Source organism: Kitasatospora sp. NPDC002543 (genome assembly GCF_053594915.1).
Map to the genome: position 1 here is coordinate 1 of NZ_JBSFWR010000184.1, position 7,601 is coordinate 7,601.

Here is a 7,601-nt window from a genome sequence, read left to right on the forward strand (position 1 = left end):
GCCGGCCCACACCGCCGGCCCGGCACCGCGCCCGAGCCGTCAGCCGGCCGTCCCCACCTGCTGCGCCCGCAGCACCGTCACCTCCGCCGCCAGCGCCGCGATCCCGTCCGTCCCGACCCGGCAGCAACCGCCCACCAGCCGCGCGCCGTCCGCGAGCCAGCCGCCCACCCGGGCCGAGCGGAACGTCGGTTCCCCGCGCCAGCCCCGGCGGGAGGCGTCCCAGCTCTCCCCACTGTTCGGGTAGACCACCACCGGTTTCCCGGTGACCTCGGCGGCCACCGCCACCGCCCGGTCCGCGTCCTGCGGCGTGCAGCAGTTGACTCCCACCGCGACCACCTCGTCCACGGCGGCGGCCAACGCGAAGGCCTCCGCCAGCGGCTGCCCGGCCCGGGTCCGGTCGCCCTCGATGCTGTACGACAGCCAGGCGGGCACCCCCAGGCCGCGCACCAGCCCCAGCAGTGCCCGCGCCTCGTCCGCGTCCGGCACCGTCTCCAGCGCGAGCACGTCGGGCCGGGCCGCCGCCAGCACCTCCAGCCGCGGCCGGTGGAAGTCCGCCAGCTCGGCAACGCTCAGCCCGTACCGCCCCCGGTACTCCGAGCCGTCCGCAGACACCGCCCCGTACGGGCCCACCGAGGCCGCCACCCAGCGCCGCCGCCCGCCCGGCTCCTCCCGCGCCGCCTCCCGCGCCAGCTCCACGCTGCTCGCCAACAGCCGCGCGGCCTCCGCCCGGCCGACCCCGCGGCGCGCGAAGCCCTCGAAGCTCGCCTGGTAGCTCGCCGTTATCGCGACGTCCGCACCCGCCGCGAAGTACGCCCGGTGCGCCGCCACCACGGCCCGCGGGTCGTCCGCCAGCAACCGCGCGGACCACAGCTCGTCCGTGAGGTCGTGCCCGGCGGCCGCCAACTGGTTCGACATCCCGCCGTCGAGCACGAGTGGACCTGCGGCCAACGCGGCGGCGAAGTCCGGCGGGGAAGCAGTGGGCATGTCGGTCTCCTCTGGCAGAGTTCCTGGTCACAGCCTAGGGGGACGGCCCCCGGCCGGGCAGGAAAACCATTTGCCGCCGGGGAAGGCACTCGCTACGTTGTGCTCAGCCCGAGAAGGACAGCACCGGCGGAGCGGGCCCGGCGGCACCGGCGAACACGGAGAGGAGCCCGGCGATGGCAGCGGACGACCAGCCGCCCCCGACCGGGCCCGGCGAGGAGGAGTGGCTCGCCGCGTACGACCCGCGCGCCTACACCCCGGTCGCCGTCACCGTGGACGTGGTCGCTCTGACCCTGCGCCACGGCAGCCTGCACGTCCTGCTCGTCGAACGCGGCGCCCCGCCCCACCAGGGCTGCCGGGCGCTGCCCGGCGGCTTCCTGCGGGCCGGCGAGGAGGGCCTGGACGAGGCCGCCGCCCGCGAGCTCGCCGAGGAGACGGGCCTGCGCAGCGCCTCCGGGGCCGAAACCCTGGGTCGCCTCCACCTCGAACAGCTCGGCACCTACGGCGCCCCCGAGCGGGATCCGCGGATGCACGTCGTCTCCGTCGCCTACCTCGCCTTCGCGCCCGACCTGCCCGATCCCCGGGCCGGGACGGACGCCGCGGCCGCCGCCTGGCACCCCGTCTCCGACCTGGACCTCCGGCCCCACGGCCGGTCCCGAGCCGCCGGTGCGCCCGCCGACACCCACGGGGGTGGCGTCGACGGGCGCACCGGCCCCGGCCCGCTCACGCTGGCCTTCGACCACGCCCGCATCCTCGCCGACGGCCTCGACCGGGTGCGCGCCAAACTCGAGTACAGCCCGCTGGCCACCGCCTTCCTGCCCCACGACTTCACCATCCCCGACCTCCGCACCGTCTACGAGGCGGTCTGGGGCGAGCGGCTCCACCCGGGCAACTTCCACCGCAAGGTGCTGTCCGTGCCCGGCTTCGTCGAGAGCACCGGCACCACCACCGAGCGCGGCGGCGCTCGCGGCGGCCCCCGCGCCCGCACCTACCACGCCGGCGACGCCCGCCTGCTGCACCCGGCGCTGCTCCGCCCCACCCGCGACGGCACGGCCGACGCCGACGGGCCCTCCTGAGGTTCCGCGGCCCACGGCAACACCGCCGGACGACCGGGCTACCATCCGGCCATGACCACTGACGAAGCGGCGACCACCGAGCAGGCGATCCCGACCCCCCACCGACCCTTCTCCCACTGCCACTTCTGCGGTACGCCCTACCCGCCCGACACCCGCGCCTGGCCGCGCACCTGCCCCGGCTGCGCCGAGATCAGCTACCGCAACCCGTTGCCCGTCGCGGTCACCGTGCTCCCCGTCACTCGCCCCGACGCCGACCCGGCGCTGGTCGTCATCCGCCGTACCATCGAACCCGGCTACGGCGAACTCGCCTTCCCCGGCGGCTACATGGACTACGGCGAGAGCTGGCAGCACGCCTGCGTGCGCGAACTGCACGAGGAGACCGGCATCGTCGCCGACCCGGCCGAGGTGACGCTGATCCACACCGCCTCCGACCCGGGCGGCCGCTTCGTCATGCTCTGCGGACTGCTCCCGGCCCGCCCGCTCGCCGACCTCCCGCCCTCGCGCCCCACCGACGAGACCGACGGATGGCTGCTCGCCACCGCCGAGACCCCGCTCGTCTGGGACTTCCACAACGGCGTCCTGCGCCGCTGGTTCAGCGGCGAGTTCACCCCCCGCTGAGCTGCCGGCCGCCCAGCGGCCGACCCTGGCGCGGCGCGCGATCACATGGCATGGTCTGCACCGACAGCCCAACCGGACGGGTCTGCCACGAGCCCTCCCGTCCCCACCACCGGCCGGGAGACCACCACCGTGAGCACCCCACCGCAGGACCAGCCGCTCTGGCGCCCCAACCCCGCTCGCGCCGCCGCCACCACCGTGGTGGCCTTCCAGGCCTGGGCCGCCGAGCACCACGGCGCCCCGGCCGCCCCGCTGGCCCCGGCCGCCGACGACCGGCAGGCCGCCGAGCGCTACGCGGACCTGCACGCCTGGTCCACCGAGGACCTCGACCGGTTCTGGACGGCCGTCACCCAGTGGTTCGACGTCCGCTTCACCCGGGCCCCCGAAGCCGTCCTCGCCGACGCCGCCATGCCCGGCGCCCGCTGGTTCCCCGGCGCCCGCCTCAACTACGCCGAGCACGCCCTGCGCGCGGCGGAGAACCCGGCCAACGCCGACCACCCCGCGATCCTCCACCTCGACGAGACCACCGAGCAGCCGGTCGTCCTCACCTGGTCCGAGCTGCGCCGCCAGGTCGGCTCGCTGGCGGCCGCCCTGCGCGCCCGCGGCATCGGCCCCGGCGACCGGGTCGGCGCCTACCTGCCCAACGTCCCGCAGGCCGCCGTCGCGCTGCTCGCCACCGCCGCCGTCGGCGCGATCTGGACCAGCTGCGCCCCCGACTTCGGTGCCCGCAGCGTCCTCGACCGCCTCCAGCAGATCGAGCCCTCCGTCCTCTTCGCCATCGACGGCTACCACTACGGCGGCAAGGACCACGACCGCACCGAGGTCGTCGCCGAGCTGCGCCGCGAACTGCCCGGCCTGCACACCGTCGTGCACGTCCCGCTGCTCGGCGCCCCCGCCCCCGAGGGCGCCCTGGCCTGGGACGACCTGGTCGCCGACGACGTGCCGCCGGTCTTCGAGGCCGTCCCCTTCGACCACCCGCTCTGGGTCCTCTACTCCTCCGGCACCACCGGCCTGCCCAAGGCCATCGTCCAGAGCCAGGGCGGCATCCTGCTCGAACACCTCAAGCAGGCCGGCCTCCACCTCGACCTCGGCCCGCAGGACCGTTTCCTCTGGTACACCTCCACCGGCTGGATGATGTGGAACTTCCTGCTGGCGGGCCTGCTCGTCGGGTCCACGATCGTCACCTACGACGGCAGTCCGGGCCACCCCGACACCGGAGCCCTCTGGTCGGTCGCCGCCCGCACCGGGGCCACCGTCCTCGGCACCTCCGCCGCCTACGTGATCGCCAGCCGCAAGGCCGGCCTCCACCCCGGCCGCGACCTCGACCTCTCCGCCGTGCGCTGCATCGGCACCACCGGTTCCCCGCTCCCGCCCGACGGCTTCCGCTGGATCTACGAGGAGGTCAAGGAGGACGTCTGGCTCGCCTCCGTCAGCGGCGGCACCGACGTCTGCTCCTGCTTCGTCGGCGGCGTCCCCACCCTCCCGGTCCACCTCGGCGAGATCCAGGCCCCCTGCCTCGGCGCCGCCGTCGAGTCCTGGGACGTCCAGGGCCACCCGCACACCGACACCGTCGGCGAACTCGTCGTCACCAAGCCCATCCCGTCGATGCCCACCGGCTTCTGGAACGACCCCGAGGGCACCCGGTACCACGACAGCTACTTCGACATGTACCCCGGCGTCTGGCGCCACGGCGACTGGATCACCGTCACCTCCCGGGGCACCGTCGTCATCCACGGCCGCTCCGACTCCACCCTCAACCGCCAGGGCGTCCGGATGGGCTCCTCGGACATCTACGAGGTCGTCGAACGCCTCCCCGAGATCGCCGAGTCCCTGGTCATCGGCCTGGAGGAGCCCGACGGCGGCTACTGGATGCCGCTGTTCGTCGTCCTGGCCCCCGGCGCGGAGCTGAACGACGACCTGATCGGCCGCATCCGCACCTCGCTGCGCACCGAACTCTCCCCGCGCCACGTGCCCGACGAGGTCATCGCCGTCCGCGGCCTCCCGCACACCCTCACCGGCAAGCGGATCGAGGTCCCGGTCAAGCGCATCCTCTCCGGCACCCCGCTGGAGCAGGCCGTCAACCCGGGCTCCGTCGACCACATCGAGCACCTGCGCTTCTTCGAGCGGCTCCGCCTCGAGCGCACGGCCTGACCGGCCCGGCGCACACGAAAGGGGCGCTCCCACCGCGACGGCGGGAGCGCCCCTTCCTCGTTGTTCCTACGGCGTTGTCCTACGGCGTCACTCGCCGGAGAGCACCTGCTGCGCCGCGGCCCGCGCCTCCTCGGCGCTGTCCGCGGCCCGGGCCGCCTCGGCCGCCCGGCGGCACTGCGCCAGCGTGTACTTGGCGAGCGCGGTGCGCACGTAGGGGATCGAGGCCGCGCCCATCGACAGGCTGGTGACGCCCAGACCGGTCAGCACCACGGCCAGCAGCGGGTCGGAGGCCGCCTCGCCGCAGACGCCGCAGCTCTTGCCGCTCGCCCGCGCGGCGTCGGCCGCCGAGGCGACGAGGTCCAGCAGGGCCGGCTGCCACGGGTCCTGGAGCCGGGCCAGCGCACCGACCTGGCGGTCGGCCGCGAAGGTGTACTGCGCGAGGTCGTTGGTCCCCAGCGACAGGAACTCGACCTCCTGGAGGATCGACCGGGCGCGCAGCGCGGCCGACGGGATCTCCACCATCGCACCGAACTTGGCGTCCAGCCCGGCCTCCCGGCAGGCGGTCGCGAAGTCCTTGGCGTCCTTGCGGTCGGCCACCATCGGGGCCATCACCTCAAGGTGCACCGGCAGCCCCTCGGCGGCCTTCGCCAGCGCCTCCAGCTGGGTCCGCAGCACCTCGGGGTGCTCGAGGAGGGTGCGCAGACCGCGCACGCCCAGCGCCGGGTTCGGTTCGTCGGCCGGGGTCAGGAAGTCCAGCGGCTTGTCCGCGCCGGCGTCCAGCACACGGACCACGACCCGGCCCTCGGGGAAGGCCTCCAGCACCTTGCGGTACGCCTCGACCTGCTTCTCGGCGCTGGGCGCCTTCGCCGAGTCGTCCAGGAAGAGGAACTCGGTGCGGAACAGGCCGACGCCCTCGGCGCCGTTCTCCAGCGCGGCCGGTACGTCGGCCGGGCCGCCCACGTTGGCGAGCAGCGGCACCCGGTGCCCGTCCGAGGTCTGCCCCGGGCCGGAGGAGGCGGCCAGCGCGGCCCTGCGCTCGGCGGCGACCGCCCGCAGCTCGTCCTGCTTCTCCTGAGACGGCTCCAGCAGCACGTCGCCGGAGCTGCCGTCCACCGCGACGACGGTGCCCTCGGCGACCTCGATCGCACCCGGCAGCGCCACGACGGCCGGCACGCCCATCGCCCGGGCCAGGATGGCGCTGTGGCTGGTCGGCCCGCCCTCCTCGGTCACGAAGCCGAGCACCAGCGTCGGGTCGAGCAGCGCGGTGTCGGCCGGAGCCAGGTCCCGCGCGAACAGCACGTACGGCTCGTCGCTGTCCGGCACGCCCGGCATCGGAACACCGAGCAGTCGGGCCACGATCCGGTTGCGCACGTCGTCCAGGTCGGCGACCCGTCCGGCCAGGTACTCCCCGGCGGAGGCGAGCAGCGCCCGGTAGGCCGCGAACGCGTCGTACACGCCGCGCTCGGCACTGCTGCCGACGGCGATCCGGCGGGACACGTCGGCCATCAGCTCCGGGTCCTGCGCCATCAGCGCCTGGGCCTCCAGCACGGCCTGGGCCTCGCCGCCGGCGAGGTTGCCGCGCGCGATCAGGTCGGCGGCGACCGCCTCGACGGCGGCCTGGGCACGGGCCTGCTCACGCGGGGCGTCCTCGGTCGGGATCTGGGTGGCCGGGGGCTCCAGCACCGCCGTCCCCATGTGCCGCACCTGGCCGATCGCGACCCCGTGGCTCACGCCCACGCCGCGCAGCGTCTTCTCCATGTCACCTGTCTCCGCTGAGATGAGCGGCCCAGCCGGGAACCGCTGTGTGAGGGCCGCCCCGTCATCTCGTCCGGGGCGGGTGTCGTAAGAAAGGGGTCAGCTCCAGTTGAACAGCTGCTCGCCGGCCTTGGCCTCGCCGTCCTCCCGCAGGCCACCGAGCGAGTCGGCGGTGGCCTCCAGCGCCACGATCGGCGAGATCGGCGACTTGCCCGCGGCCTCGACGGCGGCCGGGTCCCACTTGATGACGGCCTGACCGCGGGTCACCGTGTCGCCCTTGGCGACGAGCAGCTCGAAGCCCTCGCCGTTGAGCTGGACCGTGTCGATCCCGAGGTGGGTCAGCACACCGTGGCCCTCGGCGTCCACGACCACGAACGCGTGCGGGTGCATGGAGACGACGACACCGTCCACCGGAGCGACCGCCGTGGTCTGCTCACGAACGGGGTCGATCGCGGTGCCCGGGCCGACCATCGCGCCCGAGAACACCGGGTCGGGCACGCCCGCGAGCCCCACGATCTTGCCGGTCAGCGGCGACGTCACAGTGGTCATGGTTGTGCCTCCCAAGTGCGCAGTACAGCGAGTTGCCGCGAGGAGCGGCACGACGATCAACTGAAGCCTAAATCATGTCAACTTCGGACAACTGCTGACATTCCCGGGCAAGGACCCCGCCCGTGCCCGCCTTGCCGGCCGGCGACTCACCGACCCGCGAGTGGTCTAGTCCTCTTGGCTCCGATGCGCCGCACTCTACAGGCATCTTGGCGAATCGGGACCATTGCTGTATATGCTCGCGAGAGCAACAAATCATGCCGCCGTCCGGATGACTCCCGGGGCGCCCCGGTTCGCGCTCGGGCTGTCGACCCGCTATGGTTGGTCGAGTCGCCGCAACTCGGCGGTTAACGCCAGATTTCGGATGCGAAAAGCCCCGGTAAACGGAGCGGAAAGCATCTGGTAAGCTGGAAACACGAAAGAACGAAGCCCGGAGGGTCCGCTGGAAGGCGGTCCGAAGGAAGCGTCCGTTCCTTG

Annotated in this window: 6 protein-coding genes; 3 read left to right on the forward strand and 3 right to left on the reverse strand. The window is 74.1% G+C overall.

Annotation, left to right across the window (positions count from 1 at the left end; genetic code table 11):
* Window positions 1-39: 39 nt before the first annotated feature.
* A complete protein-coding gene (gene mmuM, locus ACWD4P_RS37385) occupies window positions 40-984 on the reverse strand; it encodes a homocysteine S-methyltransferase (protein WP_359830063.1) in 945 nt (314 codons plus the stop codon).
* Window positions 985-1,157: 173 nt separating this feature from the next.
* Here mmuM and ACWD4P_RS37390 point away from each other — a divergent pair, with 173 nt between their 5' ends.
* From ACWD4P_RS37390 to ACWD4P_RS37400, 3 genes are read left to right on the forward strand one after another with little or no spacing between them, the layout of a single operon-like run.
* The gene (locus ACWD4P_RS37390) at window positions 1,158-2,057 is read left to right on the forward strand and encodes an NUDIX hydrolase (RefSeq protein ID WP_449782711.1); all 900 of its coding nucleotides are present in this window, start codon (window positions 1,158-1,160) and stop codon (window positions 2,055-2,057) included.
* Between the two features lie 51 nt (window positions 2,058-2,108).
* On the forward strand, window positions 2,109-2,675 hold the full coding sequence (locus ACWD4P_RS37395) for an NUDIX domain-containing protein (protein ID WP_449782712.1): 567 nt from the start codon (window positions 2,109-2,111) through the stop codon (window positions 2,673-2,675).
* Between the two features lie 45 nt (window positions 2,676-2,720).
* Window positions 2,721-4,823: an acetoacetate--CoA ligase gene (locus ACWD4P_RS37400; RefSeq protein WP_449782713.1), complete on the forward strand. Its 2,103-nt coding sequence runs from the start codon at window positions 2,721-2,723 to the stop codon at window positions 4,821-4,823.
* Window positions 4,824-4,910: 87 nt separating this feature from the next.
* Here the strand turns inward: ACWD4P_RS37400 and ptsP are convergent, their stop codons facing one another.
* Window positions 4,911-6,581: a phosphoenolpyruvate--protein phosphotransferase gene (ptsP, locus tag ACWD4P_RS37405; RefSeq protein ID WP_359830055.1), complete on the reverse strand. Its 1,671-nt coding sequence runs from the start codon at window positions 6,579-6,581 to the stop codon at window positions 4,911-4,913.
* 96 nt (window positions 6,582-6,677) lie between these two features.
* Window positions 6,678-7,127, reverse strand: coding sequence for a PTS sugar transporter subunit IIA (locus tag ACWD4P_RS37410; RefSeq protein WP_449782714.1), 450 nt, complete (start codon window positions 7,125-7,127; stop codon window positions 6,678-6,680).
* Between the last annotated feature and the right edge of the window lie 474 nt (window positions 7,128-7,601).